The following is a 24,696-nucleotide window of genomic DNA, read 5'->3' on the forward strand; positions in this document are numbered from 1 at the left end:
GCGGCCCCGGGGCCGACCTCCGGACCCACGTACTAGGACTGACCCGGGGGTCAAACGGTTGCCGTGCGCGGTTCCGTTCCCGGCGGGTCATGGTGTTGACCTATCGTACGGATCACCCAGCGGTACACCGCGCACCCCCCGACCGAGCGAGCCGTGGCCTGATGCACAGAACCTTGATCGTCACCAATGACTTCCCGCCCCGCCCGGGGGGCATCCAGGCCTTCGTCCACAACATGGCCGTCCGTCAGCCCGCAGGGAGCATCGTGGTGTACGCCTCGACCTGGCGGGACGGCAGCGAGGTGAGGCGCTTCGACGCCGAGCAGCCGTTCCCGGTGATCCGGGACCGGACGAAGGTGATGGTTCCCACACCCCGGGTCACCCGGCGGGCCGCCGAGATCCTGCGCGCCGAGCGGTGTGACTCGGTCTGGTTCGGCGCCGCCGCCCCGCTCGGCCTGATGGCGCCCGCGCTGCGCCGGGCCGGCGCCGGGCGGCTGCTCGGCATGACGCACGGCCACGAGGCCGCCTGGGCCCAGCTGCCGGGCTCCCGGCAGCTGCTGCGCCGGATCGGCGCGGGCACCGACGTGCTGACCTACCTGGGCGAGTACACCCGCTCCCGGATCGCCGCCGCCGTCGGGCCGCGGGCCGCGGCCCGGATGGTGCAGCTGCCGCCGGGCGTGGACGAGTCGACCTTCCACCCGGGCTCCGGGGGCGCCGAGGTCCGCCGCCGGCTCGGGCTCGCGGACCGGCCGGTCGTGGTCTGCGTCTCCCGGCTGGTGCCGCGCAAGGGCCAGGACACCCTGATCGAGGCGATGCCGCAGATCCTGGCCGACGTGCCGGACGCGGTGCTGCTGATCGTCGGCGGCGGCCCGTACCGGGCGGACCTGGAGAAGCTCGCGGACGCCAAGGGCGTACGGGACTCGGTGCGGTTCACCGGTTCGGTGCCCTGGGAGGAGCTGCCCGCCCACTACGGGGCCGGGGACGTCTTCGCGATGCCCTGCCGGACCCGGCGCGGGGGCCTGGACGTCGAGGGCCTGGGCATCGTCTACCTGGAGGCCTCGGCGACCGGCCTGCCGGTGGTCGCGGGGGACTCCGGCGGCGCACCGGACGCGGTGCTGGAGGGCGAGACCGGGTACGTGGTGCCCGGTGGTTCGGCCGCGGCGTCGGCCGAGCGGATCGTGCGGCTGCTGCGCGACGAGGAGCTGCGGCGGCGGATGGGCGAGGCCGGGCGGCGGTGGGTGGAGCGCTCCTGGCGCTGGGACCTGCTGGCCGGGCGGCTGACCTCGCTGCTGGCGGCCTGAGGCCCCGAACGGCGCAGGGCCCCGCCTCCGGGAGGAGGCGGGGCCCTGCGGCTGCGGTGGTCACTTCTTGTAGAGGGCCTCGACCTCGGCCGCGAAGTCCTTCAGCACGAGGTTGCGCTTGAGCTTCAGCGAGGGCGTCAGGTGGCCGCTCTCCTCGGAGAACTCGGTGTCCAGCAGGCGGAACTTCTTGACCGCCTCGGCGTGCGAGACGGCCGCGTTGCCGTCGTCCACCGCGCCCTGCAGGGCGGCGAGCAGGTCCGGGTCCTCGGCGAGGTCGCCGACGGTGGCGCCGGCGGGCTTGCCGTTGAGCTCCTTCCACTTGGGGAAGAAGTCCGGGTCGACGGTGATCAGGCAGGCGATGAACGGCTTGCGGTCGCCGACCACCATGACCTCGCCGACCAGGGCGTGGGCCCGGATCCGGTCCTCGATCACGGCCGGGGCGACGTTCTTGCCGCCGGCCGTGACGATGATCTCCTTCTTGCGGCCGGTGATGGTCAGGTAGCCCTCGGAGTCCAGCGAGCCGATGTCGCCGCTGGCCATCCAGCCGTCCCTGAGCGTGTCCGCGGTGGCCTGCGGGTTGTTCCAGTAGCCGGTGAAGACGTGCGGGCCCTTGAAGAAGACCTCGCCGTCCTCGGCGACCCGGACCGAGGCGCCGGGCACCGGCTGGCCGACCGTGCCGATCTTCGGCTTGTCCCACGGGTTGAAGGTGGTGGCCGCGCAGGTCTCCGTCAGGCCGTAGCCCTCCAGGACGGTGAAGCCGATGCCCCGGTAGAAGTGGCCCAGGCGCTCGCCGAGCGGGGCGCCGCCGGAGATGGCGTGGGTGGCGCGGCCGCCGAGCGCGGCGCGCAGCTTGCTGTAGACCAACTTGTCGAAGACCGCGTGCTTGATCCGCAGGACCAGGCCGGCGCCGCCGGCGTCCAGCGCCCGGCTGTAGGCGATCGCGGTCTCGGCGGCCTTGTCGAAGATCTTGCCCTTGCCGTCGGCCTGGGCCTTGGCGCGGGCGGTGTTGTAGACCTTCTCGAAGACTCTCGGCACGCCCAGGATCAGGGTCGGCCGGAAGGCTGCCAGCTCGGCCGTGACGTCCTTGATGTCGGAGACGTGGCCGAGCTTGATCGGGGCCATCGCAGGGGCGATCTCGGCGATCCGGCCGAGCACGTGCGCCAGCGGCAGGAAGAGCAGGACGGAGCTCTCGCCGGTGCGGAACAGCGGGGCCAGCCGCTCGACGATGTTGCCGCACTCGGCGAGGAAGTTGCCGTGCGTCAGCTGACAGCCCTTCGGGCGGCCGGTGGTGCCCGAGGTGTAGACGATGGTCGCGATCGAGTCGGAGTCGGCGCTCCCGCGGTGCTCGGCGACGGTCTCGTCGGAGACCCCGTGGCCGGCCTCGGCCAGCGCGGCGACCGCGCCCTGCTCGATCTGCCAGGTGTGCTTCAGCTCCGGGAGACGGCCGCGGACCGCCTCGACCACCTCGCGGTGCTGGTCGGTCTCGGTGAGCACGGCGACCGCGCCGGAGTCGCCGAGGATCCACTCCACCTGCTCGGGGGAGGAGGTCTCGTACACCGGCACGGTGATGGCACCGGCCGACCAGATCGCGAAGTCCAGCAGCGTCCACTCGTACCGGGTCCGGGACATGATGCCCACGCGGTCCCCCGGGCGGATGCCGGTGGCGATCAGGCCCTTCGCTGCGGCGTGCACCTCGACCAGGAACTGGGCGGCGGTCAACTCCTGCCACTGGCCGTCCACCTTGCGGCTGAGGACCACGACGTCCGGGTGCCGCTCGGCGTTCTGGTGCACGAGGTCGGAGAGGTTACCGCCGCTCGGTACCTGGTAGAGGGCCGGAAGGCTGAAGTCGAGCAAGACTGCTCCTCGTTCGCGACGCTGCGGGACGGCAGGACGTTACTGCCCGGTAGGCAGCTTCGGCCAGGGGGGCGGCCCCGGTGTTCGAAGTGTCACACCCGGCCGGGTCCGACCAGGCCGTGACCAGGTCGTTCGAATGGCACCCTACGGCAGCCCCGCGGTGACCGGCCGGTAGCATGCCCCGCCGCCCGGCGCCCGCCGGGCCGCGGCCGCCCGCGGAGCACGCCCGTGCCGCCGACCGGATCGCCGGTCGCGATAGCCTGCTCCGGGCGGACCGGGCCGAGGGCGCCCCGGCCGGGCCGGCAGGCAGAGGGACGACGCGGAGGGCCATTCCATGGCGGAGCACACCAGGTCGAGCATCACCATCGACGCGACCCCGGCCACGGTCATGGCCGTGATCGCCGACTTCGCCGCCTACCCGGCCTGGACCGGTGAGGTCAAGGAGATCGAGGTCCTGGAGACCGGCGAGGAGGGACGCGCCGCCAAGGTCCGGCTGCTGCTCGACGCCGGCGCCATCCGCGACGAGCACGTCCTCGCCTACACCTGGGACGGCGACCGCGAGGTCGGCTGGACCCTCGTCCGCAGCCAGATGCTCCGCTCGCTGGACGGCTCGTACACCCTCGCGCCGCTGGCCGGCGGCCGCACCGAGGTGACCTACCAGCTCGCCGTGGACGTCAAGATCCCGATGCTCGGCATGATCAAGCGCAAGGCCGAGAAGGTCATCATCGACCGCGCCCTGGCCGGACTGAAGAAGCGCGTCGAGGACGCCGACGGCAAGCCGCGCTCCGAGGGCTGACACGGCGGAACGGGGGTCGACGGCATGACGGCGACACGCACCATCCTGGTCAGCGGCGACGCGGGCGCGCCCGCGGTGGCCGCCGCCACCGCCCTGCACGCCGCACGGCGCGGACACCGCACCTGGCTGCTGGCGGCCGACGACCCGCACCGGGCGCTCGACTCCGCCCTCGGCACCCGGCTGGAGCCCGAACCGCTCGGCTACGCCCCCGGCCTGACCGTCTCCCGAATCGACGAGCAGGCCGCCTTCCGCTACGCCGTCGGCGAGCTCACCGGCCGGCTCAAGCCCGCCCTCGACCTGCTCGGCGCCGAACAGCTCGACCCCGAGGAGCTCACCGCGCTCCCCGGCATCGCCCGGCTCGCCCTGCTGCGCGCCCTGCCCGCCGCCGACCAGGACGTCCTGGTCGTGCTCGCCCCGCCGCCCGCCGAGCTGATCGCCACCCTCGCCCTGCCCGAGCAACTGGCCCGCTACCTGGATCGGCTCGTCCCCGAGCAGCGGCAGGCCGCCCGGGCGCTGCGCCCGCTGCTGGCCGGGCTGGCCGGCGTCCCGATGCCCGCCGACTGGCTGTACGAGGGGCGCGGCAAGGCCGCCGCGGCGCTCGCCGAGTCCGGCGCCGCGATCGCCGACCCCGGCACCAGCGTCCGCCTGGTCGTCCCCGCCGACGGCCACCCGTACGGGGAACTGCGCCGGATCCGGGCCGGGCTCGCGCTCCACGGACACCGGCCGGACGCCGTGGTCGTGCACGGCGCGCTGCCCGAGGCCGCCGCCGCCTCGCCCGACCCCTGGCTGGCCGCGCTGGCCCGCCGACGGCAGGAGGAACTGGCCGCCCTCGCCGCCGGGACCGACGCCCCGGTCCTGGTCACCGGCCTCGCCGACGCCAGCCTGGAGGCCGTCGCCGACCGCCTCTACGGGGACGGCCCCGGCCCCGAACGGCTCGCCCCGGTGCCCTGGACGGTCGAGGACCGGCTCGCCGAGGACGGCCTGCTGGTCTGGCACCTCGACCTGCCCGGCGCCGACCGGGCGGAGCTGGACCTGGTCCGCCGGGGCGACGACCTGGTGGTCGGCCTCGGCGCCCACCGCCGGGTGCTCACCCTGCCGTCCGCGCTGCGCCGCTGCACGGTGGCCGGGGCCGGGCTGCTGGACGGGGTGCTCACCGTGCGGTTCGCTCCTGATCCTGCGCTCTGGCCGCAGGGCTGACCGGCCGCCCGGCACGGATCCGAGGCCCCGTGCGGGCCTGCGGCAGGGCCTCGGACGGGCCCGCACCGGGCCCCGGGCAGGCGCCGTTCGGCCTTTCCGGGGGGTACGGCCGGTCGGGTAGCGTCGGGCCGGAGGGCCGCGGGGTGCGGCCACGGCCGAGGAGGCGCCCGCGATGACCAGCACCGACGACCGCACCGAGCCCGTCGACGACCGCACCGAGCCCGTCGGGGGCCGCACCGGGGCCGCCGACGGGCGGGCCGGGCAGGCCGACGGCGAGGAGGGGACTCGGGCCGACGGGCAGGCTCACCCGTTCGGGCCGGAGCTGGGCCCGCTGGTGGACGAGGTGCGCCGGTTCGCCACGGCCCTCGGCGAGAAGGCGCAGGAGACCAGCGCCACCACCCTGATCACCCTCTCCGGCCTGGCCGACCGCCTGCGCACCCAGCAGCCGGAGATCTACACCCACCTCGCCGCCGCCGGCTCCGGGATCGCCGCCGCGGGCGCCGAGCTGCTGGCCGCCTACCGCGCCGCCGTGGCCGGGCACGAGAGCCGCTGGACCGCCGGGCAGGGCGCGGCCACCGAGAAGATCGACCTCGACGGGCCTGACGAGCCGTCCGCCAAGCAGTGAAACCGTAACTTTCGGAGGGTGACCGCGTTGCTCCCGTACGTCACGAAGAAGGAGATTAGATACGACTTTTGAAGCGTCACCGCGCGGTTGCCCCAAAATTGTCTTCGAATAATGTATGCGAGGCTGTGTACGGGGGCCGGGTTGGGCGGTACCGTTCCGTCCAGCGGGAACGAGTGAATAGCTGAGGGACACATGGCTCTGACCATCGGCGTCGATGTCGGCGGGACCAAGATCGCGGCAGGTGTGGTCGACGAGACGGGCGAGATCCTGGCCCGGACCAGGGTGCCCACCCCGGCCGACCCTCAGTGGGCGGTCGATGCCATCGCGCAGGCCGTGCGCGAGCTCAAGGAGGAGCACCCCGGCGTCACCGCGGTCGGGGTCGGCGCTCCCGGCTTCGTCGACAGCAACCGCTCCACGGTGATCTTCGCGCCCAACATCGACTGGGAGAACGAGCCGCTGCGCGGCCGGATCGAAGAGCTCACCGGCCTGTCCGCGGTGATCGAGAACGACGCCAACTCCGCCGCCTGGGCCGAGTTCCGCTTCGGCGCGGCCGCCGAACACCAGGACATGGTGCTGATCACGGTCGGCACCGGCATCGGCGGCGGCATCGTCATGGACGGCCGGCTGCACCGCGGCCGGTTCGGCGTGGCCGGCGAGATCGGCCACCTCAACATGGTCCCGGACGGCCTGCAGTGCGGCTGCGGCGGCAAGGGCTGCTGGGAGCAGTACGGCTCCGGGCGGGCGCTGCGCCGCTACGGCCGGGAGAAGGCGGCGGCCGACCCGGTGCGCGGCCGGCGGATGCTGGAGCTCAACGACGGCGTCGCCGAGACCATCCGCGGCATCCACATCACCGAGGCCGCCGAGGCCGGCGACCCGCTCGCCCTGGAGTGCTACTCGGAGCTGGCCGACTGGCTGGGCCGAGGCATGGCCGACCTCGCCGCGCTGTTCGACCCGGCCGTCTTCGTGCTCGGCGGCGGCGTCTCCGACTCCGGCCGCCTGCTGCTCGACCCGGTCGCCAAGGCCTTCGAGCACTACCTGACCGGCGGTGTGCACCGCCCGCGCGCCGAGGTCGTACTGGCCTCGATGGGCTCCGCCGCCGGCATCGTCGGTGCGGCGGACCTGGCCCGCACCCCCGCGTAGGACGCACACCCCTCTTCCCAGCCCGCCGGCGGCGGTGCGACCGGGCCCCGACCGCTCCCGGACGCGCCGCCGCCGTCGCACGTCCCGGCGGCGGCGCGTACGGTCGGAGACCGGTGCCGCGTACGGTCGGAGCCGACGACGACGCACCCGGCGACGACGCACAGGGGAGGGCCATGACCGCCGAGACCGATCCAGTCGGCAGTCCCACGACCGTCGGACCACTGCCGCCGGCCGGCCCGCGGCGGCTGCGCCTGCTCAGCTACAACATCCGCTCGCTGCGCGACGACCGGCGGGCGCTGGCCCGAGTGATCCGGGCCTGCGCGCCCGACCTGGTCTGCATCCAGGAGTCGCCGCGCTACTGGCGTCCCGAGGGGCAGGCCGGGTGGCTGGCCCGGCACACCGGGACGGAGGTGCTGGCCGGCGGCGGCCGGACCGCGGCCGGTCCGCTGCTGCTCGGCCGGCCCGGCGCCGCCGAGGTGCTGGGGGTGCACGACCGGCTGCTGCCCAAGACCCGCGGCCTGCACGCCCGCGGCTTCGCCACCGCGCTGCTGCGGCTGCCCGGCACGGCGCCGTTCACCCTCACCAGCTGCCACCTGAGCCTGCAGCCCGAAGAGCGGTACGGGCAGTTCGAGCTCCTGCTCGACCAGCTCGCGATCGCCGAACACGGCGTCGTGGCAGGGGACTTCAACGAGCACCCGGACGGGCCCGGCTGGCAGCTGCTGGCCTCCCGGCTGCAGGACGGCCACCCGACCGCCCCCTGGGGCGGCGAGTTCACGTCCGTACCGGAACGCCCCTACCAGCGGATCGACGCCGTCTTCGCCACCCCCGGGATCACCGTCCTCGGCTGCGGGGTGCCGCACGGGCTGCCCGGGGTCACCGAGGCCGACCTGCGGGCCGCGACCGACCACCTGCCGGTGCTCGCGGTCCTGGAGGTCCCGGAGGGCTAGGCCCCGCCCTCGGACCCTCTCCGGCGGACCCCCGCCCTCGGACCGGCGCCGTCGGGCCCCCGCCCTCGGAGCGGGGCCTGCGGACCGGCGCCGGAGGGCCGGTCCTACACGACCGCCCCGTGGTCCGGGTCCTCCGGCTCGTCCTCGTCGCGGTCCCGCATCCGGGCCACCAGGGTGACGAAGCCGCCGAGGAAGGCCGTGACCCCGACCCAGGCGGGCCAGCCGGAGATCTCCCGCCAGACCACCGCGTCGACCAGCAGCAGCGCCGGGCCGCCGAGCACGGCGAGCCAGGCGAACTTGGCGGTCACGTCGGCCTCGGGCAGCGGCGGGGGCTCCGGCGGGACGAAGTGGCCCTCGTCGGTCTCCTCGTCCAGCTCGAAGTCGCGCGGACCCGAACCGGCGGCGGGCATCACCGGCCGACCGGAGCGGGGGCGCGGCTGCGGTGCGAGGTCGGCGAGGTCGCCCTGCCCGCCGGCGCCGGGGCCGTCCTTGTAGCCGCCCTTGAACCCGTTCTGCGCCCGGAGGTTCTCGACCTCGGGCCAGTTGGGGTTGTTGAGGTCGACCGGGTCGTCGAACTGGGCGACCAGGGCCGCGAAGATCTCGTCCTGCTCGGCCTGGCTGCGCTCGGGCGCGCGGCGTGGCCCGGCGGGGACCCCCGGCCCGGCGGAGTCGCCAGCGGTGTCCTTCGCGGGCGCCGGTGCCGGCGTGGGGGCGGGTGCCGGTGCCGCGGCGCCCTCCGCGCCGGTACGGTCCGTCGGCGCACCGCCCGGGGCGGCGGCGTCCTTCGCCCCGCCGTCCTGCGTAGCGCCGTCCCTCGCCCCGCCGTCCTTCGTCGCGCCGTCCTCGCGGGGAGTCTCGTCCCCGCCGCCCGCCGTGCTGCTCTCGTGCACTTCCGGCCCTTCAGCCATGGTGATCGTCGGATTCGACCCGGGTTGCGCCCGCCGCGTGCGCGGGGGCCAGCCGTCGGATGAAGTCCTGGCTGGCCGCGAATATTTCCGCCGCGTCGTGGTCCAGCGTCGCGACGTGGAAGCTGCGTTGGCACAGCCGCTCCGTCACGTCGGTCGAGGATATCCGGGCCAGCACCAGTTCCGAGTTGGCCGGCGAGACGACGTGGTCCTGGGGGCTGTGGAAGAGCAGGACCGGCTGGGTCACCTCCGGCAGCCGGTCCTGGACCTCCCGCCAGAGCCGGCTCAACGACCAGGCGGCGTGCAGCGGCGTCCGGTCGTAACCGTGCTCGGTCACCCCGGTCCTGGCGATGTCGTCGGCGATCCCGGGCACGCTCGGGACGAGGTGGCGCAGCACCGGGAGCAGCACACTCGCGGGGGTGTCCGAGCGCACCGACGGGTTGACCAGCACCAGCCCGGAGACCGTCGGGCCGTGCAGCGCGGCGAGCCGCAGCGCCAGCGCGCCGCCCATCGACAGCGCGCAGACGAAGACCTGCTCGCACTCGTCGGCGAGGGCCAGCAGCTCGCGTTCGACCTCGGCGTACCAGTCCTCCCACCGGGTGAGCTGCATGTCCTGCCAGCGGGTGCCGTGTCCCGGCAGCAGCGGCAGCGACACGGTGTACCCGGCCGCGGCCAGTTCCTCGGCCCACGGGCGCAGCGACTGCGGCGACCCGGTGAAGCCGTGGCAGAGCAGCACGCCCACCGCTCCACCGCGGTGGCGGTACGGTTCGGCACCGGGCAGCAACGGCATGGCGGACTCCTTCGCGGGCGGGTGGCGCTGGGGGAGGGACGCTGGAGGGGCAGCTGCAGGAATTCGCATCGTCCCACGCCCCGCGCCGGGCCGTACACCCCCATCGGCGGGGGCGGGCACAGCCGACGGCCGCGGGGCATTAGGATCGACCGGTCCGCATAACAGGAGGCCCGGGTTGTTCTACCGACTGATGAAGATGATCGTCGCGCCACTGCTTCGGATCTTCTTCCGGCCGTGGATCGAGGGTGAGGAGAACATCCCCACCGAGGGTGCGGCGATCATCGCCAGCAACCACCTGTCCTTCTCGGACTCGTTCTTCTTCCCCGCGCTGATCAAGCGCCGGGTGACCTTCATCGCGAAGGCCGAGTACTTCAACACCCCGGGCCTCAAGGGCCGGCTGACCGCCGCGTTCTTCAAGGGCGTCGGTCAGCTGCCGGTGGACCGTTCGGGCGTGCGCGGCGCCGGCGAGGCCGCGATCCGCAGCGCCATCGCGGTGCTGGAGCGCGGCGAACTGTTCGGCGTCTACCCGGAGGGCACCCGTTCGCCCGACGGCAAGCTGTACCGCGGCAAGGTCGGCGGTCTGGCCCGCGTCGCGCTGGCCACCGGCGCCCCGGTGATCCCGGTCGCCATGATCGACACCGAGAAGGTGCAGCCGCCCGGCCAGGTGGTCCCGAACTTCGGGACCCGCCCCGGTATCCGGATCGGCCGCCCGCTCGACTTCTCCCGCTACCACGGCATGGAGAACGACCGCTTCATCCTCCGTTCGGTGACGGACGAGGTGATGTACGAGATCATGCGGCTCTCCGGCCAGGAGTACGTGGACATCTACGCGACCGCGGCCAAGCGGCAGATCTCCGAGGACAAGAAGAAGGCCGACGCCGAGCGTCGCGCCGCGGCCAAGGCGGAGAAGGCCGAGGCCGCCGAGGCGGAGAAGACCGCCGAGGCCGAGAAGGCCGCCGAGGCGGACAAGGAGACCGGCTCGGCCTGACGGCCCGGCCGGGCCCGGGGGAGGGGCGGATGACGGACGGCGGCAGAGCCGGCGCGGTGGGCGGGACGGTGGCGGCCGGCGGCATGTCCGTCGAGCTCCCGCTGTGGAAGGCCATCTCCTACTTCCGGATGCTGGCCCTGATCTACGCCCTGCTCCGGTACTTCAACTCGTACCTGCACTTCCTGCACCCGGTGGCGGGTTGGATCTTCCTGGGCGCGCTCACCCTCTGGACCCTCGCCACCACCCGGGCCTTCGCCAACCCGCAGCGCTGCACCTGGTACGTCCTGGGCGTCGACCTCACCCTCGCCGTCACCGGCATCGTGATGAGCGGCCTGACCGACGCCCCGGCCCGGATCAGCCACGGCGCGCCGACCCTGCCCACCATCTGGGCCGCGGGCACGGTGCTCGGCTGCGCCGCCAAGGGCGGCTGGCGGCCGGCGGCGGCCACCGGTTCGGTGATCGGCGTCGCCAACATCCTCGGCCACGGCGGGCCGACCGGCGACAACATCCACAACATCGTGCTGCTGATGGTCGCCGGGTGCGCGATCGGCTACGTGATCGAGCTGGCCCGGGCCAGTGAGGCCACGCTCACCCGGGCGCTCCAGGTCGAGGCGGCCACCCGGGAGCGCGAGCGGCTCTCCCGGGACATCCACGACGGCGTGCTGCAGGTGCTGGCGCTGGTCCAGCGGCGCGGCTCGGAGCTGGGCGGGGGGACGGGCGCCGCCGGCGGCGCGGACTTCGCCGAACTGGGCCGCCTGGCGGGTGAGCAGGAGCGGGCGCTGCGGACCCTGATGACCGGTGGTCCGATCCCGGCCCAGCGCCTGCCGGAGCCCGACGCCGCCGAACCGCGCGACCTCACCGCGCTGCTGCGCCCGTACGCCGACGAGCGGATCACGCTCTCCGCGCCCGGCACCCCGGTGCTGCTGCCCGCCCCGGCGGTCGGCGAGCTCGCCGCGGCGGTCGGCGCGGCCGTCGACAACGTCCGCCGGCACGCCGGGGAGGGGGCCCGGGCCTGGATCCTGGTCGAGGACGAGCCGGAGGCCGTCACGGTCAGCATCCGCGACGACGGCCCCGGCTTCGCCCCGGGCCGGCTCGGCGAGGCGGAGCTGGCCGGGCGGCTCGGCGTCTCGCAGTCCATCCGCGGCCGGCTGCTGGACCTCGGCGGCACGGCCGAGCTGTACTCGGCGCCCGGTGAGGGCGTCGAGGTCGAACTGCGGGTCCCGAGGAAGGCCACTCAATGACAGACCAGCTGATGACCGATCAGCCGACCACCGACCGGCCGGTGCGGGTGATGGTGGTGGACGACCACCCGATGTGGCGGGACGCGGTCTCGCGCGACCTCGCCGAGGCCGGGCTGGACGTGGTGGCCACGGCGGGCGACGGCGAGGAAGCCGTGCGCCGCGCCCGCGCCTGCTCGCCGCAGGTCATCGTGCTGGACCTCAACCTGCCCGCGCTGCCCGGTGCCGAGGTGTGCCGCCAGGTGGTCGCGCACGACCCGGCGGTGCGGGTGCTGGTGCTGTCGGCCAGCGGGGAGCACCAGGACGTGCTGGAGGCGGTGAAGTCCGGTGCGACCGGGTACCTGGTGAAGTCCGCCGGGCGGGAGGAGCTGCTGAACGCGGTGCTCCGGACGGCCGTCGGCGACGCGGTCTTCACCCCGGGCCTGGCCGGGCTGGTGCTCGGCGAGTTCCGCCGGCTGGCCACCGAGCCCGCCCCGGCGTCGGCGCCCGCGGCCCCGCAGCTGACCGCCCGGGAGACCGAGGTGCTGCGGCTGGTGGCCAAGGGCCTGTCGTACCGCCAGATCGCCGACCGGCTGGTGCTGTCGCACCGCACGGTGCAGAACCACGTCCAGAACACGCTCGGGAAGCTGCAGCTGCACAACCGGGTGGAACTGGTCCGGTACGCGATCGAGCAGGGCCTGGACGACGAGATCTGACGGGGCCCGGGCGGTCGCGAACCGCCCGGGACGCCGTCGACCCGTCGTGCCCCGGCCGTTCAGCGGCGGACCGGCGCCACCTCGCGCAGCAGGCCCGCCACGATGTCCACGCCCTCGCGGGTGAGCACCGACTCGGGGTGGAACTGGAGGCCGGCGAAGCCGGGCCCGCGCAGGGCGTGGACGTCGCCGGTGGCGGCGTCCCGGGCGACCTCGACGCCCTCGGCGGCGAGCCGGGCCGCGTCGGCCTCCGAGCAGCGTGCGGTGAAGGTGTTGTAGAACCCGACCGTCCGCTTGGTGCCGAACAGGTCGATGCTCTCCTGCGCCCCCTGGTACGGGACGGCCTTGCGGCCCAGTGCCAGCCCGAGTTCGGCGGAGAGCAACTGGTGGCTGAGGCAGACCGCGAGCAGCGGTGCGGTCCGGGCGCCGGAGCGGGCGGCGGCCAGGGAGTCCGCGACGATCGGTCGCAGCACGGCCATCTTGGGGTCGTCGGCGAGCGCCGGGTCGCCGGGGCCGGGGCCGAGCACCAGCGGACCGGGGTGCGCCGCGACGAGTGCGCGCAGCCCGGGCTCGTCGTAGCGGACGACCGTCACCCGGTGGCCGAGCGAGCCGAGCAGGTGGGCGAGCATCGAGGTGAAGGTGTCCTCGCCGTCCACGACCAGGGCCGGCTCGGTCTCGGTGACGAGGGCCGGCGTCTGCATCCGCAGCCAGAACGGTGCGAGGCCGGCCCGGCGGGCGTCGAGCGCGGCCTGCACCCGGTGGTCGTCGGCGAGCCGGGGGCCGGTGGGGTGGGGGAGCCGGGCGGGCGCGGGCCGGGCGCCGATCGCGGTGAGCACCCCGGCGGCCTTGGCGTGGGTCTCGGCGACCTCGGACTCCGGCACGGAGTGGCGCACCAGGGTGGCGCCGACCCGGACGACGAGCCGGCCGGTGGCCGGGTCGATGTCGGCGGTGCGGATGCAGATCGGCGAGTCCAGCAGCTGCCCGCCGCTGGCGGAGCGTCCGATCAGGGCGAGCGCGCCGGAGTAGTAGCCGCGCCCGGTGGGCTCGTACCGGTTGATGACCCGGGTGGCGTTCTCGACCGGGCTGCCGGTGACGGTGGCGGCGAACATCGTTTCGCGGAGCACGTCGCGGACGTCCAGCGAGGTGCGGCCGCGCAGTTCGTACTCGGTGTGGGCGAGGTGGGCCATCTCCTTGAGCCGGGGCCCGAGCACCTGGCCGCCGAGGTCGCCGACCGTGCACATCATCTTGAGCTCCTCGTCCACGACCATGGTGAGCTCCTCCAACTCCTTGGGGTCGTGCAGGAACCGGAGCAGTGAGTCGATGTCGGAGCCGCCCGCCGGATAGCGGTAGGTGCCGGAGATCGGGTTCATCACGACGGTGCCGCCGCTCTGGCGGACGTGCACCTCGGGGGAGGCGCCGACCAGGACCCGTTCGCCGGTGTGCACCAGGAAGGTCCAGTAGGCGCCGCGTTCCTGCTCCAGCAGCCGTCGGAAGAGGGTCAGCGCGAGGGCCGGGCCGAAGTCGTCGAGGGTGGCGTGGAAGTCGCGCCGGATCACGAAGTTGGCGCCCTCGCCGTTGCCGATCTCGTCCTCGATCACCCGGCGGACGATCGAGGCGTACGAATCGTCGTCCACGTCGAACGCGCCACCGGCAAGTGAGACCGGCAACTGCGGTAGGGCGGACGTGAATTCGGCCAAGGGGAGGACGTGCTGTTCAGCCACCGCGAGGGCCTGCAGCGGGGTGCCGTCGTCGTGCGCCTCGAAGCCGCGCTCGCGGATCTGCCGGTACGGGACGAGCGCGAGCAGGTCGTGCACCGGGGTGCCGCCGGCCGGGACGCCGCTGCGCACCGGGAGGTCGGCGAGGCGCCGGTAGCTGTCGACGGTGCCCAGCAGCACCTCGACGGTGTCCGGGGCGAGCCGGGGGGTGCGGCGGTGCAGCAGGGCGAAGGCGGGGGCGCCGGGGGCGGTGAGACGGGTGAGCAGGTCGGTGACGGTGGTCACGGTGCGGCTTCCTTCCGGGTGGATGGCGAGGGCGGTGCTGGGTTCCGCTCCCGGAGGGCCGTCTGCTCAGACGCCGACGGCCGCCCCGAGGGGCGGCCGTCGTGTTCGTCTAGGAACGCGCGATCGGTGGGCCACCCGTGGAGGAGGCCCACCACCAGGAGTGGTTGTGGGGCGCGTGCATGGGTCGAGCGTAGCGGATCCGGCAGGACGGGTGAGCGGCGTCACGCCTTTGTCCGAGATGTGTCTCACCCCTCGGGCAATGGTCACGAATCGCTCGTGCCACCCCGTAGCCTTGGCCGTGTGACCGCTACGACTGAGACATCGAGGGCTGCCCACTCCTGGCAGTCCCTGCCCGCGGCGCAGCAGCCTGAATGGCCGGACCAAGAGGCTCTGCGCAAGACCCTTGCCGAGCTCGCCTCGTATCCGCCGCTCGTCTTCGCCGGCGAGTGCGACCAGCTGCGCGCCCGGCTCGGAGCCGTGGCGCGCGGGGAGGCCTTCCTCCTCCAGGGCGGTGACTGCGCCGAGGCCTTCGACGGCGTCTCGGCGGAGCACATCCGCAACAAGCTGAAGACCCTGCTCCAGATGGCCGCCGTGCTGACGTACGCGGCCTCGGTGCCGGTGGTGAAGGTCGGCCGGATCGCCGGCCAGTACTCGAAGCCGCGCTCCAAGGCGACCGAGACCCGCAACGGCGTGACCCTGCCGGTCTACCGGGGCGACTCGGTGAACGGTTTCGAGTTCACCCCCGAGTCCCGCAACCCGGACCCGGAGCGCCTGAAGCGGATGTACAACGCGTCCGCCGCGACGCTCAACCTGGTGCGCGCGTTCACCACCGGTGGTTACGCCGACCTGCGCCAGGTGCACGCGTGGAACCAGGACTTCGTCCGCAACTCGCCGGCCGGCCAGCGCTACGAGCAGCTCGCCCGGGAGATCGACAACGCGCTGGCGTTCATGAACGCCTGCGGTGTCGCGCCGGAGGAGTTCAAGACGGTCGAGTTCTTCTCCTCGCACGAGGCGCTGATCCTCGACTACGAGACCGCGCTGACCCGCGTGGACTCGCGCACCGGCGAGCTGTACGACGTCTCCGGCCACATGGTGTGGATCGGCGAGCGCACCCGGCAGCTGGACCACGCGCACATCGAGTTCGCCTCGAAGGTCCGCAACCCGATCGGCGTCAAGCTCGGTCCGACCACCTCGGTGGACGAGGCGCTGGCCCTGATCGAGAAGCTGGACCCGGAGCGCGAGCCCGGCCGTCTGACCTTCATCACCCGGATGGGTGCGGGCAAGATCCGCGAGCACCTGCCCACCCTGGTGGAGAAGGTCACCGCCTCCGGTGCCAAGCCGGTGTGGATCTGCGACCCGATGCACGGCAACACCTTCGAGGCCTCCAGCGGCCACAAGACCCGCCGCTTCGACGACGTCCTGGACGAGGTCAAGGGCTTCTTCGAGGTGCACCGCGCGCTCGGCACCCACCCGGGCGGCATCCACGTGGAGCTGACCGGCGACGACGTCACCGAGTGCGTCGGCGGCGGCGACGAGGTCCTGGTGGACGACCTGCACCAGCGCTACGAGACGGCCTGCGACCCGCGGCTCAACCGCAGCCAGTCGCTGGACCTGGCCTTCCTGGTCGCCGAGATGTACCGGGGGCAGTGAGCCCCGCGCACGGCCGGCCCCGCGCGGGCCGAATGTGACGAAAGCCCCTCCGGATTCGGGGTTCCCGAGCCCGGAGGGGCTTTTTCGTACCCGGATCGCCGGGTAAGGTGAGGCTTAGTGAGCTAAGGCAAGCCTTAGTCAAGATCCACTCCGCTTCACCCCGGGAGATACCGCGATGTACGTGTGCATGTGTCATGCGGTCACCGAGGACCAGGTGAAGAAGGCGATCGACGGGGGTGCCGGCACCCCCCGCCAGATAGCGAAGGGCTGCAAGGCCGGCACCGACTGCGGGTCCTGCGTGCGCCGGATCCAGGCGCTGCTCGGCGAGCACGGCGCCCGGCCCTGCCCGACCGCCCGGCTGGCGGCGAAGCTCGGCCTCGCCGAAGCGGAGCCGCAGCCGGGGGGAGCGGCGGCGGACCCGGCCCCGGCCGCTCCGGCGCCCGGGGCGGTTCCGACGGCCCCGATCGCCCCGGTGCTCCCGCTGCGCGTGGCCTGAGGCCTCAGGACTCCGGCTGCTCGATGAGCTGGGCCAGGTAGAGCGGCTCGCCGAGCTTCTCCAGGAGTTCCAGCTGGGTGTCCAGGTAGTCGATGTGGTGTTCCTCGTCGGCCAGGATGTCCTCGAAGATGTTCGCCGAGGTCACGTCGTTCTTGGCCCGCATCACCACGATCCCGCGCTTGAGCCGGTCGATCGCCTCGACCTCGACCTGGCGGTCGGCCTCGAACATCTCCTTGACCGTCTGGCCGATCCGGACGTGGAAGAGCCGCTGGTAGTTGGGCAGCCCCTCCAGGAACAGGATCCGGTCGGTGAGCGTCTCGGCGTGCTTCATCTCGTCGAAGGACTCGTGCCGGGTGTACTTGGCGAGCTTCGTCCAGCCGAAGTTCTCCTGCATCTTGGCGTGCAGGAAGTACTGGTTGATCGCGGTCAGCTCGGCGGTGAGCTGCTCGTTGAGGAACTCGATGACCTCGGGATCGCCCTGCATGGCGGTGCCTCCTGCGCTCGTCCTGGGGTGGGTCCTGCGCTGCGCATCCTGGCACCGTGGCGGGAAGGAATTCCAGTAAGTTCACACTCACTAGGACATGTGTCGGAATATCCGATTTGGGCGGAAGTCGCTCGGTGAGCGATCGACCGTTGGCCCGTACGGGCGGGGCGTGAACCCACGCAAAGGGGCGCGTGCCGGGGCTCGTCCGCCGTCTGTCACCATGGATCCATGGGTCAGTCCACTCACGAACCGCTGCCGCCGTCTGACCCGAGGCTCCCCCCGGGCCAGCGCGCACAGCGCGGCTGGCCCGCCCTGCACTACGGCCCGGTGCCCCGCTTCAAGCCGCTGACCTGGGATCTCCAGGTGTTCGGCGCCACCGCCTCGGCGGAGAAGCACAGCTGGGACTTCGGGGCCTTCAGCGCCCTGCCGCGCACCACCGTCGTCGCCGACCTGCACTGCGTGACCAAGTTCTCCGTGCTCGGCAACGAGTGGACGGGCGTGTCGGCCGCCGCCGTGCTCGACCTGGTGCCCCCGGCACCCGGCGTCACCCACGTGATGGTCTGGGCGGAGTACGGCTACAGCGCCAACCTGCGGCTCGCCGACTTCGCCGACCCGCGCACCCTGCTCGCCACCCACCGCAACGGCGAGGCGCTGACCGCCGAGCACGGCTTCCCGGTCCGGCTGGTGGTGCCGCAGCTGTACGCCTGGAAGGGCCCCAAGTGGGTCCGTGCGGTGGAGTACATGCGGGCCGACCGGCGCGGCTTCTGGGAGGAGCGCGGCTACCACAACCTCGCCGACCCCTGGCGCGAGCAGCGCTACTCCTACCAGGAGGAGCCGGGCGAGGGCCCGCTGCGCTGAGGCCGCCGCCGGACCTTCCGCGCGGTGCCGGGCCCGGGCCCGGGCGTCGGACGCGGCTAGAAGAGCGAGAACCTGACCGTGACCGCGCTGCGCTGCGGCCGCCGCTCACCGGCCGCCGGGGACTGGCCGTTCACCTTGACCGCGCCGAACACGTCCCAGCCGGTGGTCTGCATCGTGAAGCCCGCGGCCTGCAGTGCCTTCTGCGCCTCGTCCTTGGTCATCCCGGTGACGTTCGGGACCGGCACCATGCCCTTGCTGACCACCAGCGAGACCGCGGCGTTCTCCTGCAGTTGCTGCCCGGCCGCCGGCGAGCTGCTGATCACCGAGCCCTCCGGGACGCCGTCGTCGTAGGTCTCGGTCACGGTGCCCCTGGTCAGCTGGGCGCCGGCCAGGGCCGCGGCGGCGTCGGCGGCGCTCTTGCCGACGAGGTCGGGCACCGCGATCCGCCTGGGCCCCTTGGAGACGGTGACGGTGATCGTGTCGCTCCGGCGGGTGCGCGCGCCGACCCCGGGGTCGGTGGAGACCACCTGTCCGGACGGCACGGACTCGCTGAACGCCTCGACGAACCTGCCGTGCAGGCCCTCCTTGTCCAGGATCCGCTGCGCCTCGGCCCGGTCCTTGCCGAGCACCCCGGGCACCGGGCCGTACAGCCCCTCGGACAGGCCGTAGGTGGCGCCGCCGACCGCCAGCACCAGCGCGGTCAGCGCCGCGGCCCAGATCAGCGCCTTGCGCGGGACCCGGCGCAGCAGGCCGGGCCGGCGCTCGCGCACCGGGGCCGGTTCGTCGTACGGGCGCGGCTCGGTGAGCAGCTGGTCCATCAGCTCCGGCGGCACGTCCAGCACGCTGGTGCGCTCCGCCGGAGGGGCGTCGGCGGGCTGCGGCAGCGGCTGGATCACCGAGGTCGGCTCGCTGGTCGGGTAGCGCGGGCTGGGCCGGGAGGAGGCCGGCGGCTCGGCGTCCAGCTCGGCCGGGGTGAGGGTGCGGCGGACCCGCTGGACCGCGGCGAGCAGCTCCACCGCGTCGTACGGGCGGGCGTCGGCGACCCGGGCGCAGGCGCCGGCCACGATGGCGTCCAGTTCGGGGCCGACCGCGGGGGCGATCAGGGAGGGGGCGGGGACGTCCTCGTGCAGGTGCTTGTACATGACCTGGACGGGGTTGTCGCCGGTGTGCGGACGGCGGCCGGTGAGCATCTCGTAGAGCAGGATGCCGGACGCGTAGACGTCGACCCGCTGGTCGGTGGGGGCGTCCGGGAGGATCTGCTCGGGGGCGAGGTAGGAGACGGTGCCCATGACCGTGCCGCCGGTGGCGGTGCTGGTCGACGTGGGTGCGCCGTCGGCGGCGCCGAGCACCCGGACCAGGCCGAAGTCGGCGACCTTGACCAGGCCGCTCTCGGTGATCAGCACGTTCTCCGGCTTGACGTCCCGGTGCACCAGCCCGGCCCGGTGGGCGGCGCCGAGGGCGGCGAGCACCGGCTCCAGGACGTCCAGGGCGGCCCGGACGGAGAGTGCGCCGCGGTCGCGCAGCAGGTCGCGCAGGGTGCGGCCGGGCACGTACTCCATGGCGAGGAAGACGTTTCCGCCGTCCGCGCCCTGGTCGAAGACGTTGACCACGTTGGGGTGGGTGAGCTTGGCGACCGCCTTGGCCTCGCGGATGAAGCGGGTGGTGAAGCCCTCGTCCCCGGCCAGGGCGGGGTGCATCACCTTGAGGGCGACGACCCGGTCGAGCCGGGTGTCGGTGCCCTTGTAGACGGTGGACATCCCGCCGGTGGCGATGCGCTGCTCGACCTGGTACCGGTTGTCGAGCAGGGTGCCGATCAGGGGGTCGTGCAGTGCCATGTCCACTCGGGCGAGTCTAGTGCCGGGCCCGCCGGCCGGACCCGGGGACACCGCCCCCGGGCCCGGCTGTGCCCGGCTTGTGACACGCGTCGGACCCGCCGCAGGTGCCCGTCCCCGGATCCCCGGTGACGGGGCCCACGGGCGGGAGCACGGCGACGGACCCTCAGAACGCGGGGAGTTCCCGGGTGTCCAGGTCCGCTCGGCCGGCCATCGCGGACGACGCCTCGGCGTGGAAGCGGCGCGGGATGCGGCCGGCCCGGTGGGCGAGCCGGCCCGCCTCGGCGGCGTGCCGCATCGCCTCGGCCATCAGCACCGGGTCCTGGGCCCGGGTCACCGCGGAGGCCAGCATCACGGCGGAGCAGCCGAGTTCCATCGCCAGCGCGACGTCGGAGGCGGTGCCGGCGCCCGCGTCCAGGATCACCGGGACGCTCGCGCTCTCCACGATCAGCTGGAAGTTGTGCGGGTTGCGGATGCCGAGACCGGAGCCGATCGGTGAGCCCAGCGGCATGATCGCGGCGCAGCCGACGTCCTCCAACTTGCGGGCCAGCACCGGGTCGTCGTTGGTGTACGGCAGGACCGTGAAGCCGTCGTCGACCAGGGTCTCGGCGGCGTCCAGCAGCTCGATCGGGTCCGGCAGGAGGGTCCGCTCGTCGGCGATCACCTCCAGCTTCACCCAGTCGGTGCCGAGCGCCTCGCGGGCCAGCCGGGCCGTCAGCACGGCCTCGCCGGCGGTGAAGCAGCCGGCCGTGTTGGGCAGGACACGGATGCCGTTGCGGGTGAGCACGTCCAGGACGGATCCCTGGGTGCCGGCGTCGACCCGGCGCATCGCGACGGTGGTCAGCTCGGTGCCGGAGGCGAGCAGCGCGCGCTCCAGGACCTCCAGGCTCGGCGCGCCGCCGGTGCCCATGATCAGCCGGGAGGAGAAGGTCGTCCCGGCGATGGTCAGCAGGTCGTCGGCCATCTCAGCCTCCCTGGACGGCGGTGAGGATCTCGATCCGGTCGCCCGCGTTCAGCGGCGTCCCGGGCCACGAACTGCGGGGCACCACTGCCTCGTTGAGGGCGGCGGCGACACCGGTGTTGGCGCGGCTCACGGTGGCGACCAGTTCGGCGAGGGTGGTCGTGGCGGCCACCGTGCGGGGCTCGCCGTTGACGCTCAGGGCGATCTCGGACGGCGCGGTGTCGGTCGGCGCGGATCCGGCCTGCGTGCTCTCGGCCGGCGCGGTGTCGGTGGGGGTGGTCTCGGTCATGCCAGGGCCTTCGTGGTGGAGCGGTCGGGGGAGAACCGGGTGGGGGTGAACGGCTGTGCCAGTGGCGGGAGTTCGCCGGTGGCCAGGTACTCGGCGAGCACGTCGGCGGTCACCGGGGCGAGCAGCACGCCGTTGCGGTGGTGGCCGGTGGCGGCGACCAGCCCGGGGAGCGCGGTCGGGCCGAGCAGCGGCGCGTTGTCGGGTGAGCCGGGGCGCAGGCCCGCCGAGGTCTCCACGAGCGGGAGTTCGGTGATGCCGGGGACCAACTCATGTGCGTCGCGCAGGAGTTCGTACACCCCGCCGGCGGTGACCGTGGTGTCGTAGCCCTGTTCCTCGGTGGTCGCGCCGATCACCAGCTCGCCGTTCTCCCGGGGCACCAGGTAGATGTGCCCGCCGCGCACCACGGCACGGACGTTGCGGGAGAGGAACGGCCGGTAGGCGGCGGGGATCCGCAGGCGCAGCACCTGCCCCTTCACCGGGCGGACCGCGGGCAGCACGCCCTCCGGCAGGCCGGCCAGCCGGTGGCTGTGCGGCCCGGCGGCGAGCACGACCCGGTCGGCGGTCACCCGCTCCCCGGTGCCCAGCCGGGCGCCGACCGCGCGGCCGCCCTCGACCAGCAGCTCCACCGCCTCGGCGGGCCGGACGGTGACGCCCGCGCGCTCCCCGGCGAGCAGCAGCGCGGTGAGCATCCGCCGGCCGTCCACCTGGTGGTCGTCCGCGACGTGCAGGCCGCCGCGCACACCGGGGGCGAGCATCGGCTCCAGCTTGCGGGCCTCCCGGCCGGTCAGCCACGTCGAGTCCAGGCCCAGCCGCCGGTGGAAGGCGTGCAGTTCGCGCAGTTCCTCGCGGTCGTCGGAGTCCAGCGCGACGGCGATCGTGCCGCAGGCGCGGTAGCCGGTGTCCGCGCCGCCGCTCGCCTCGGTGAGTTCGGCGGCGAAGGCCGCGTAGCGTTCGTTGGAGGCCATGCCGAGGCGAAGCAGCGGCTCCTCGCCGTACTGGAGCTCGGTGACCGGGGCGAGCATCCCGGCCGCGACCCTGGCCGCCCCGCCGCCGGGGTCGGGGTCGACCACGAGGGTCCGCAGCCCGCGCTGCGCCGCCCGCCAGGCGACGGCGAGGCCGATGATGCCTCCGCCGATCACCAGGACGTCGGCGTGGGCGCCTGATGGCAAGCGTGTCAAAGCTGCTCCTCTCCCTTCGCCGGTATGACCCGGATCAGGTTCGGACGGTCGCGGGCCGTGCCAGCCCGCCTCTCAGCCCGGTTCGCCGGGCTCCCGTGATGGTGCCCCCACCATAACGCCGGGGCCCGGCCGGGCCGAAGGGCCGTACGAAGGGTGGACGGCCCCCGGGCGGCAGCCCGGCGCTGAGTACAGTGACGGGCGTGGCAGAGCTGAGCGGAACGGATCGGGTGGTCGTCGTCGGGGCCGGGCTGGCCGGGGCGCAGTGCGCCCTCAAACTGCGGCAGGGCGGCTGGCGCGGGCGGATCACGCTGGTCGGCGAGGAGCCGCACGCGCCGTACGACCGGCCTCCGCTCTCCAAGGACGTGCTGCTCGGCAAGAGCGACAGCACCACCCTGGACATCGACTACGCGCACCTCGGCGTCGAGGTGCTCACCGGCCGCCGGGCCACCGGCCTCACCCCCGGCGTGCTGCACACCGACGACGGCGACCTCCCGTACGGCTCGCTGGTGATCGCCACCGGCGCCGTCCCGCGGGCCCTGCCCGGCGCCGAGCGCGCGCACCTGCTGCACACCCTGGACGACGCCCTGGCGCTGCGCGCGCTGCTGCGGCCCGGTCTGCGGCTGGTGCTGGTCGGCGCGGGCTGGATCGGCGCCGAGGTGTCCACCGCGGCCCGCGAGGCGGGCTGCGAGGTGACCGTGGTCGAGGCGGGCCCGGCGCCGCTGCCCGGCGCGCTGCCGACCGGGGTCGGCTCGGCGATGGCCGCCTGGTACGCCGAGGCCGGCGTCGACCTGCGCTGCGGGGTCGGGGTGGCCGCCGTCGAGCCCGGCGCGGTGCTGCTGGCGGACGGCTCGCACCTGCCGGCCGACGAGGTGGTCGTCGGTGTCGGCGCCCGGCCCGCGACCGCGTGGCTGGCGGGTTCCGGGATCGAGCTGGACGGCGCCGGCGCCGTCGTGGTGGACGCGCGGCTGCGTACCTCCCTGCCCGGCGTCTTCGCGGCCGGCGACTGCGTCAGTTACCCCTCGGCCCGGGCCGGTGCCCGGCTGGCCGTCCAGCACTGGGACCACGCGCTGCAGTCCGGCGAGGCGGTGGCCGCCGCCGTCCTCGGCACGGACGCACCGCCGTACGACCCGGTGCCGTACTTCTGGTCGGAGCAGTTCGGGCGGATGGTGCAGTACGCGGGCCGGCACGCCGAGGGCGACGAGCCGCTGTGGCGCGGCGGCCCGCAGGACGCCTCGTGGGCGGTGCTCTGGCTGCGCGACGGGGTGCCGAGTGCGCTGCTGACGGTGGACCGGCCGCGCGACCTCACCCAGGGGCGGAAGCTGATCGAGCGCGGCACGGCCCTGGATCCGGCCCGCGCGGCGGACCCGGCGGTGCCGCTGAAGTCGGCCGTCGCCGGGTAGCGCCTGGTGCGCGGTGGGCCGTGGAGGTGGCAGTCTGGTGGCGTGAGTGAGATCGAAAGCAAGATTGAATCCCTGGTCACCGAGTGGATGTACCTGCCCGACATCTCGGAGCAGTGGGGGGTCCGGGTCACCGAGGTGCGTGACCTGGTCAAGAACGGCGGCCTGATCGCCGTCCGGCGCGGCCCGAACAAGTCGCTGCAGGTCCCTGCGGCGTTCATCGACGGCCCCGGGCTGGTCAAGCACCTGTCCGGCACCCTGACCGTCCTGCGGGACTGCGGGTACGACGACGTGGAGATCCTGGAGTGGCTCTTCACCGAGGACCCGTCGCTGCCCGGCAGCCCGATCCAGGCGCTGCGCGAGAACCGCGGCACCGAGGTCAAGCGCCGCGCCCAGGCGATGCTGATCTGATGGCGGCGGACACGCCGCGCGCTCGCCTGGCGGACGCGCGCCTCTACCTGTGCACCGACGCCCGTCGGGAGCAGGGCGACCTCGCCGAGTTCCTCGACGCGGCGCTGGCGGGCGGGGTGGACATCGTCCAGCTGCGCGACAAGGGCCTGGAGGCCAAGCAGGAGCTGGAGGCCCTGGAGGTCTTCGCCGACGCCTGCCGCCGCCACGGCAAGCTGCTGGCCGTCAACGACCGCGCCGACGTCGCGCACGCGGCCCGGCCGGACGTGCTGCACCTCGGCCAGGACGACCTGCCGGTGCCGGCCGCCCGGGCGATCCTCGGCGAGGACGTCCTGATCGGCCGGTCCTGCCACGCCGAGTCCGAGGTGGACGCGGCGGCCGTCGAACCCGGGGTGGACTACTTCTGCACCGGACCGGTCTGGCCGACCCCGACCAAGCCGGGCCGCCCGGCGCCGGGCCTCGGCCTGGTCTCGTACGCGGCGAAGCAGGCCGGTGACCGGCCGTGGTTCGCCATCGGCGGGATCGACCTCGGCAACCTGGACGAGGTGCTGGCCGCCGGCGCCCGCCGGATCGTCGTGGTCCGGGCCATCACCGCCGCGGCCGACCCGCGGGCAGCCGCCGCCGAGCTGTCCCGCCGGGTGCGTTCCAGCTGATCCCGGGGGCCGCCGCCGTC

Annotated in this window: 24 protein-coding genes and 1 riboswitch; of the genes, 15 read left to right on the forward strand and 9 right to left on the reverse strand. The window is 74.0% G+C overall.

Annotated elements, in window-relative coordinates:
- The first annotated feature begins 161 nt into the window (after nucleotides 1–161).
- Nucleotides 162–1,298 (forward strand): glycosyltransferase family 4 protein, encoded by a 1,137-nt coding sequence (locus tag ACFV04_RS20915; protein ID WP_380530987.1) that lies wholly within the window; start codon nucleotides 162–164, stop codon nucleotides 1,296–1,298.
- 60 nt (nucleotides 1,299–1,358) lie between these two features.
- Here ACFV04_RS20915 and ACFV04_RS20920 read toward each other — a convergent pair whose 3' ends face one another.
- Nucleotides 1,359–3,152 carry an AMP-dependent synthetase/ligase gene (locus ACFV04_RS20920; RefSeq protein ID WP_380530991.1) on the reverse strand — a complete coding sequence of 598 codons (1,794 nt, stop codon included), beginning with the start codon at nucleotides 3,150–3,152 and terminating at the stop codon, nucleotides 1,359–1,361.
- A 334-nt stretch (nucleotides 3,153–3,486) separates the two neighbouring features.
- On the opposite strand from ACFV04_RS20920, the gene ACFV04_RS20925 reads away from it, so the two are divergent.
- The 5 genes from ACFV04_RS20925 to ACFV04_RS20945 all read left to right on the forward strand — a co-directional run bounded on the left by ACFV04_RS20925 (nucleotide 3,487) and on the right by ACFV04_RS20945 (nucleotide 7,857).
- Nucleotides 3,487–3,948, forward strand: a complete 462-nt coding sequence (locus tag ACFV04_RS20925; protein WP_380337894.1) for an SRPBCC family protein — start codon at nucleotides 3,487–3,489, stop codon at nucleotides 3,946–3,948.
- Nucleotides 3,949–3,972: 24 nt separating this feature from the next.
- Complete coding sequence (locus ACFV04_RS20930) at nucleotides 3,973–5,145, forward strand: ArsA family ATPase (RefSeq protein ID WP_380337897.1); 1,173 nt, start codon at nucleotides 3,973–3,975, stop codon at nucleotides 5,143–5,145.
- A 172-nt stretch (nucleotides 5,146–5,317) separates the two neighbouring features.
- On the forward strand, nucleotides 5,318–5,770 hold the full coding sequence (locus ACFV04_RS20935) for a DUF5304 family protein (RefSeq protein ID WP_380530995.1): 453 nt from the start codon (nucleotides 5,318–5,320) through the stop codon (nucleotides 5,768–5,770).
- Between the two features lie 192 nt (nucleotides 5,771–5,962).
- Entirely contained in the window at nucleotides 5,963–6,910 is a 948-nt protein-coding gene (locus ACFV04_RS20940) for an ROK family glucokinase (protein WP_360262151.1), read from the forward strand.
- A gap of 173 nt (nucleotides 6,911–7,083) precedes the next feature.
- Complete coding sequence (locus tag ACFV04_RS20945) at nucleotides 7,084–7,857, forward strand: endonuclease/exonuclease/phosphatase family protein (RefSeq protein WP_380337903.1); 774 nt, start codon at nucleotides 7,084–7,086, stop codon at nucleotides 7,855–7,857.
- Between the two features lie 104 nt (nucleotides 7,858–7,961).
- Here the strand turns inward: ACFV04_RS20945 and ACFV04_RS20950 are convergent, their stop codons facing one another.
- Complete coding sequence (locus tag ACFV04_RS20950) at nucleotides 7,962–8,765, reverse strand: hypothetical protein (RefSeq protein ID WP_380337905.1); 804 nt, start codon at nucleotides 8,763–8,765, stop codon at nucleotides 7,962–7,964.
- Complete coding sequence (locus tag ACFV04_RS20955; RefSeq protein ID WP_360262154.1) at nucleotides 8,758–9,552, reverse strand: alpha/beta fold hydrolase; 795 nt, start codon at nucleotides 9,550–9,552, stop codon at nucleotides 8,758–8,760. The genes ACFV04_RS20950 and ACFV04_RS20955 overlap by 8 nt, the downstream gene beginning before the upstream one ends.
- Before the next feature lie 175 nt (nucleotides 9,553–9,727).
- Between ACFV04_RS20955 and ACFV04_RS20960 the strand changes: the two genes are divergently transcribed.
- From ACFV04_RS20960 to ACFV04_RS20970, 3 genes are read left to right on the forward strand one after another with little or no spacing between them, the layout of a single operon-like run.
- Complete coding sequence (locus ACFV04_RS20960; protein WP_380531000.1) at nucleotides 9,728–10,540, forward strand: lysophospholipid acyltransferase family protein; 813 nt, start codon at nucleotides 9,728–9,730, stop codon at nucleotides 10,538–10,540.
- Between the two features lie 29 nt (nucleotides 10,541–10,569).
- Nucleotides 10,570–11,781, forward strand: a complete 1,212-nt coding sequence (gene macS, locus ACFV04_RS20965; protein ID WP_380531003.1) for a MacS family sensor histidine kinase — start codon at nucleotides 10,570–10,572, stop codon at nucleotides 11,779–11,781.
- Nucleotides 11,778–12,473, forward strand: coding sequence for a response regulator transcription factor (locus ACFV04_RS20970; RefSeq protein WP_360262157.1), 696 nt, complete (start codon nucleotides 11,778–11,780; stop codon nucleotides 12,471–12,473). Before macS ends, ACFV04_RS20970 begins: the two co-directional genes overlap by 4 nt.
- A gap of 59 nt (nucleotides 12,474–12,532) precedes the next feature.
- Here ACFV04_RS20970 and ACFV04_RS20975 read toward each other — a convergent pair whose 3' ends face one another.
- Entirely contained in the window at nucleotides 12,533–14,470 is a 1,938-nt protein-coding gene (locus tag ACFV04_RS20975) for an anthranilate synthase family protein (protein WP_380531007.1), read from the reverse strand.
- A gap of 300 nt (nucleotides 14,471–14,770) precedes the next feature.
- On the opposite strand from ACFV04_RS20975, the gene ACFV04_RS20980 reads away from it, so the two are divergent.
- Both ACFV04_RS20980 and ACFV04_RS20985 read left to right on the forward strand, forming a co-directional pair.
- Complete coding sequence (locus tag ACFV04_RS20980) at nucleotides 14,771–16,120, forward strand: class II 3-deoxy-7-phosphoheptulonate synthase (protein ID WP_360262159.1); 1,350 nt, start codon at nucleotides 14,771–14,773, stop codon at nucleotides 16,118–16,120.
- 175 nt (nucleotides 16,121–16,295) lie between these two features.
- Entirely contained in the window at nucleotides 16,296–16,616 is a 321-nt protein-coding gene (locus ACFV04_RS20985; RefSeq protein WP_380337919.1) for a bacterioferritin-associated ferredoxin, read from the forward strand.
- A gap of 4 nt (nucleotides 16,617–16,620) precedes the next feature.
- Here ACFV04_RS20985 and bfr read toward each other — a convergent pair whose 3' ends face one another.
- Entirely contained in the window at nucleotides 16,621–17,100 is a 480-nt protein-coding gene (gene bfr, locus ACFV04_RS20990) for a bacterioferritin (protein ID WP_360262161.1), read from the reverse strand.
- A 228-nt stretch (nucleotides 17,101–17,328) separates the two neighbouring features.
- On the opposite strand from bfr, the gene ACFV04_RS20995 reads away from it, so the two are divergent.
- The gene (locus ACFV04_RS20995; protein WP_360262162.1) at nucleotides 17,329–17,958 is read left to right on the forward strand and encodes a sulfite oxidase-like oxidoreductase; all 630 of its coding nucleotides are present in this window, start codon (nucleotides 17,329–17,331) and stop codon (nucleotides 17,956–17,958) included.
- A 56-nt stretch (nucleotides 17,959–18,014) separates the two neighbouring features.
- Here ACFV04_RS20995 and pknB read toward each other — a convergent pair whose 3' ends face one another.
- From pknB to thiO, 4 genes are all read right to left on the reverse strand, one after another.
- Entirely contained in the window at nucleotides 18,015–19,793 is a 1,779-nt protein-coding gene (gene pknB / locus ACFV04_RS21000) for a Stk1 family PASTA domain-containing Ser/Thr kinase (RefSeq protein ID WP_380531028.1), read from the reverse strand.
- Between the two features lie 163 nt (nucleotides 19,794–19,956).
- The gene (locus ACFV04_RS21005; RefSeq protein WP_360262163.1) at nucleotides 19,957–20,754 is read right to left on the reverse strand and encodes a thiazole synthase; all 798 of its coding nucleotides are present in this window, start codon (nucleotides 20,752–20,754) and stop codon (nucleotides 19,957–19,959) included.
- Nucleotide 20,755: 1 nt separating this feature from the next.
- Nucleotides 20,756–20,956 (reverse strand): sulfur carrier protein ThiS, encoded by a 201-nt coding sequence (gene thiS, locus ACFV04_RS21010; RefSeq protein ID WP_380531031.1) that lies wholly within the window; start codon nucleotides 20,954–20,956, stop codon nucleotides 20,756–20,758.
- An 80-nt stretch (nucleotides 20,957–21,036) separates the two neighbouring features.
- Nucleotides 21,037–22,218 carry a glycine oxidase ThiO gene (gene thiO / locus ACFV04_RS21015; protein ID WP_380337924.1) on the reverse strand — a complete coding sequence of 394 codons (1,182 nt, stop codon included), beginning with the start codon at nucleotides 22,216–22,218 and terminating at the stop codon, nucleotides 21,037–21,039.
- A riboswitch (TPP riboswitch) is annotated at nucleotides 22,213–22,325 on the reverse strand. Its footprint overlaps the gene before it by 6 nt.
- Before the next feature lie 84 nt (nucleotides 22,326–22,409).
- Between thiO and ACFV04_RS21020 the strand changes: the two genes are divergently transcribed.
- From ACFV04_RS21020 to thiE, 3 genes are read left to right on the forward strand one after another with little or no spacing between them, the layout of a single operon-like run.
- A complete protein-coding gene (locus ACFV04_RS21020) occupies nucleotides 22,410–23,618 on the forward strand; it encodes an NAD(P)/FAD-dependent oxidoreductase (protein ID WP_380531013.1) in 1,209 nt (402 codons plus the stop codon).
- A 42-nt stretch (nucleotides 23,619–23,660) separates the two neighbouring features.
- The gene (locus ACFV04_RS21025) at nucleotides 23,661–24,026 is read left to right on the forward strand and encodes an Rv2175c family DNA-binding protein (RefSeq protein ID WP_360262167.1); all 366 of its coding nucleotides are present in this window, start codon (nucleotides 23,661–23,663) and stop codon (nucleotides 24,024–24,026) included.
- Nucleotides 24,026–24,676 (forward strand): thiamine phosphate synthase, encoded by a 651-nt coding sequence (gene thiE / locus ACFV04_RS21030; protein ID WP_380337930.1) that lies wholly within the window; start codon nucleotides 24,026–24,028, stop codon nucleotides 24,674–24,676. The genes ACFV04_RS21025 and thiE overlap by 1 nt, the downstream gene beginning before the upstream one ends.
- Nucleotides 24,677–24,696: the final 20 nt, after the last annotated feature.

This window comes from Kitasatospora sp. NPDC059599, from assembly GCF_042735125.1.
Taxonomy (GTDB): Bacteria; Actinomycetota; Actinomycetes; order Streptomycetales; family Streptomycetaceae; genus Kitasatospora.